Origin of the sequence: Bartonella sp. AP9QHHD, from assembly GCF_042195625.1 — a bacterium.
Taxonomy (GTDB): domain Bacteria; phylum Pseudomonadota; class Alphaproteobacteria; order Rhizobiales; family Rhizobiaceae; genus Bartonella.
This window is the reverse complement of sequence record NZ_JBHIOP010000096.1, coordinates 1-2,147: the sequence shown is the minus strand read 5'-3', so window position 1 is coordinate 2,147 and position 2,147 is coordinate 1. Positions and strand designations below refer to the sequence as shown.

Annotated in this window: 4 protein-coding genes and 1 pseudogene; 3 read left to right on the top strand and 2 right to left on the bottom strand. The window is 38.0% G+C overall.

Annotated elements, in window-relative coordinates; genetic code table 11:
• The 3 genes from ACFIK4_RS08775 to ACFIK4_RS08765 all read left to right on the top strand — a co-directional run.
• Nucleotides 1-88, top strand: an 88-nt coding sequence (locus ACFIK4_RS08775; RefSeq protein WP_375675770.1) for a BrnA antitoxin family protein, incomplete at its 5' end; no start/stop codon positions are given.
• 97 nt (nt 89-185) lie between these two features.
• Nucleotides 186-449: a type II toxin-antitoxin system RelB/DinJ family antitoxin gene (locus tag ACFIK4_RS08770; RefSeq protein WP_375634899.1), complete on the top strand. Its 264-nt coding sequence runs from the start codon at nt 186-188 to the stop codon at nt 447-449.
• Nucleotides 436-717: a type II toxin-antitoxin system YafQ family toxin gene (locus tag ACFIK4_RS08765; RefSeq protein ID WP_375675769.1), complete on the top strand. Its 282-nt coding sequence runs from the start codon at nt 436-438 to the stop codon at nt 715-717. Before ACFIK4_RS08770 ends, ACFIK4_RS08765 begins: the two co-directional genes overlap by 14 nt.
• Nucleotides 718-762: 45 nt before the next feature.
• On the opposite strand, the gene ACFIK4_RS08760 is transcribed toward ACFIK4_RS08765, so the two are convergent.
• Both ACFIK4_RS08760 and ACFIK4_RS08755 read right to left on the bottom strand, forming a co-directional pair.
• A complete protein-coding gene (locus ACFIK4_RS08760) occupies nt 763-1,296 on the bottom strand; it encodes an antA/AntB antirepressor family protein (protein WP_375655528.1) in 534 nt (177 codons plus the stop codon).
• Between the two features lie 556 nt (nt 1,297-1,852).
• A pseudogene (locus ACFIK4_RS08755) lies at nt 1,853-2,147 on the bottom strand (hypothetical protein); the annotation flags it as partial.

Genomic DNA, 2,147 nt, shown 5'->3' with positions numbered 1-2,147 from the left:
CCCAAATGTTATTGCCTCTTTTAAAAAACAAGGAAAAGATTGGCGAACACGTATGGGTGAAGTCTTAAAAAAAGCAAGTGGTTGTTAAGCCGAACGATCTCGCCACTCTAAAAAATGTGCTTTACAGTTGAAATTAAACTTCAATTGTATTACATTGAAATACAGTTACAAGAGGAGAAGTCATTATGGCTGCCAGTCGTATGGTTCAAGCGCGTGTACCAGAAGAAATTCAAAATATCGCTAATCAAGTTATTCAAGCTTCAGGTTTATCAGTAAGTGATGTTGTGAGAGTGTTGATGACGCGTATTGCACAAGATAAAGCTATTCCGTCCTTCTTGTTTCAACCTAATGCGGAAACTATAGCGGCTTTTGCAGAACTAGAGGAAGGTAACTTAAAAAAGTTTCATTCCGTAGACGAATTATTTGACGATCTCTATGCGGCCGATTGAACGTACCACTATCTTCAAACGTGATTTCAAGCGTGAAATGAAAGGACGGTATCGGCATCTTTTAGATACTGATTTACGCAAAGTCATCACAGCATTAGCAAATGATCAACCTCTAGAGATACGGTACCGTGATCATGCATTGACTGGAAATTGGAATAATTACCGAGATTGTCATATTCGACCTGATCTAGTGTTGATTTATCGCTTGATTGATCAAGACCGATTGATTTTAGTGGGTCTAGGCTCTCATGCAAAACTTGATCTTTAAACCACCTCCCCATTTTAAGAACGGGAAGGGGAGATGTTTTTAAATCTAAGCAGCTTTTACGACAGATCTTGCTAGAACCTGTTTTGCTTCTTTAATAAGGGCTTTGTATTTTCTGTTCTCTTCATCTACTCTGAAGGCATCAAGAAGACGAACATGAATTGGACCCAGAAGATACAAAACTTTTTCACCAGCGTTCATACCTTCCCAATAACTTGGCAAATCAAAGCGTGTATCATTATCATAATCAACAGATTGGCTTTTTAGTTTCTTTTCACACTCAATAAAATAACGGCGTGCTTGACGTCCTTTCTCGTTACGTTCAACCATGGAAAGCTCTTTTGCCATGTCTAGGGTGAGATGATATTCTTTACTTATAACATTTTTACGTTTCCCAATTTTGGGAAGCGTTAAAATATAGTCCTTTCCCTCTTCAAATGCATACTGATTAATGCGGTTCGTAATCCAAGTAGCAAAACGTTTTCCTATTGCCAAAAATGTATGTAATTCACGTGCATTCACTGTCTGAACGATATCACCATCAATCGTAGTTTGATGTAAGTCAATTAAATATTGTGCCATGATTTGGCTCCTATGTGCTTAAAGGTTTTCTATTGACATTCTAAAAGATGCCGGGTGCTAGAAAACACGGCACATAGCCCGTCGTTATGCTTTCCCCACAAGGGTATTGTATAGCATAACTACACCCGACAAAGTTATTATATGCGCCTAACATACAATGAGTCAAAGTCTTTAATGTGCGGAAGACTGATTATTTCGGCAACCAATCCGCTATGTGTTTAAGGTGTTTTCTAGGCACCTAATTCGAAAATAGACATTGACGCAACAATGTCAAGAATAAAAATAATTTTTATCTAAAAATAATCGTGTACTGTACAGTGTACATATTGAAATTGTTATTTATCAATGAGTTAAGTGTACAATGTACAGTTGATTTGAAAATTCTGTCGCTAGCGATAGTTCGCGCTCGTCCGCCCCGCAACAGACCCAACCCGTTGGGAAGTACCTTTTGCATTGATTTTATTGTATTTTTTCTGGAAAAAACCAAAGCGCAAATGATAATCTGCTTTAAAAATTACAATTAAAGTGAGTAGCGTGTTGACATAGCTTAAGAACATTATTTAGCTTTCTTATTGGCGGCATATTCTTGACGAGCAAGTTGGTACTGTATGTTGGCAATTAATCTTTCATTGGCTTTTTTTACAATAGTACTTGCAATCTCTGGCTTGGACATCACCCCAGCAATGGAGGGTCCTTTTTGTTTTGCAATGGGGAATTGATCTCCATCGGCTCTTTGAAACACATTCCCATTCAGCTTTTTTAATTCAACGCGCTTTGGAAAACTGCCTCCCTTGATAAAACCATGGGGTAAGATTTCTTTCTTTCCAAACAGTGTGTAAGTTACGCCGCGT